Below are 804 nucleotides of genomic sequence, written 5' to 3'. Positions count from 1 at the left end.
TCCATCATCTCCGCTTCCCGCGGCGATATCTCGAAAAAGAGCGGGTCAAACTCGGCCACTCCCGGAACAAACCCCATTCTCTTGCCGGTTTCTATTCCATTCTCCGCATGCCCATACTCTTCCCACCATTCAGCACGCTCTTTAGGGGCCTCGTGGATGACTTCCCTGCCTTCCAGCAGGATTGACCACAGCTCCTCTACATTCCACGCATCCGGGAATCGACCACTCATCCCGATGATTGCAATCGGCTCGGCCTCGCTTTCACCCCTGCCTTTTCCGCCGGAATGAGGCTTCCTCGCTTTTCTGACTGTACGCTCACTTTTTCTGACTGTACGTTCACTCATTGTCTTGGATACCACTTGTTCCTTTGCTACCACAGGAACAAATTCCTCCTCCTGATAGAACTGTGTCAGCTGTTCAGGATATTGGGTAAGGAAATACTCACTCAATCTCTCAAGCGTTGGGTAACCAAAAAAGAGGTCCGGAGTGATTTCCAGCTCATAACACTCACTTAACACACCCGCAAACTCCACCAAGCTTACGGAGTCAAAACCAAAGTTCTCTAGATTCTCATCTGCATCAAGCTTCTCCCGCGGGATCTTGAGTATCTGGCCGACTGCATCCTTTAATTCCCACAGTACGCATTGCTCTAGCGTCCAACCTTTCATCTCCAACCGTCTGCCTTTTCCCGCCTGACTCGCAACAGACGTTAAATTCTCCATCACGGATTGATGCTCATGCTCATGCTCAAGCTCATGCTCACGCTCATGCTCATGCTCATACTCTTCTTGAACTTGGTTGGCC

Annotated in this window: 1 protein-coding gene; it reads right to left on the bottom strand. The window is 50.5% G+C overall.

What is annotated here, in order from left to right:
* On the bottom strand, positions 1 to 804 hold an 804-nt coding region (locus tag A372_RS32570; protein ID WP_036702549.1), incomplete at both ends, for an acyl carrier protein.

Origin of the sequence: Paenibacillus sp. OSY-SE, from assembly GCF_000283315.1 — a bacterium.
GTDB classification, from domain to species: Bacteria; Bacillota; Bacilli; order Paenibacillales; family Paenibacillaceae; genus Paenibacillus_B; species Paenibacillus_B profundus.
Note: the sequence above shows the minus strand (reverse complement) of the source record. Positions and strands in the feature narration are given on the sequence as shown.